Origin of the sequence: Bacillus pretiosus (genome assembly GCF_051294775.1) — a bacterium.
Classification (GTDB): domain Bacteria; phylum Bacillota; class Bacilli; order Bacillales; family Bacillaceae_G; genus Bacillus_A; species Bacillus_A wiedmannii.
On sequence record NZ_JBPPHF010000521.1, the window covers coordinates 1 to 285 of the forward strand.

Consider the following 285-nt stretch of genomic DNA (forward strand, 5'->3'; position numbering starts at 1 on the left):
AACGTGAAGTGTTTGAGGCGATGATGCAAAAAGCTCCTGTAGAGGTAGAAGAAATTGCGCAGTTCTATGATTACATTGAAGTAATGCCTCCAGAGGTGTTACGTCATTTAGTAGAGCGTGAACTTGTTCGAGATGAGGGACAATTAAAAACAATTATTTCTAACGTAGTAAAACTAGGTGAGACGTTAGATAAACCAGTTGTTGCTACAGGAAACGTGCATTATATAGATCCAGAGGATGCAATGTATCGCAAGATTTTAGTCAGGTCGCAGGGCGGAGCCAATC

General features: G+C 41.1%; 1 protein-coding gene. It reads left to right on the forward strand.

Annotation, left to right across the window (positions count from 1 at the left end; all coding sequences use genetic code 11):
* Positions 1-285 (forward strand): hypothetical protein (locus tag ACSG5Z_RS31995; RefSeq protein WP_435712960.1); only part of this gene is annotated, 285 nt, incomplete at both ends.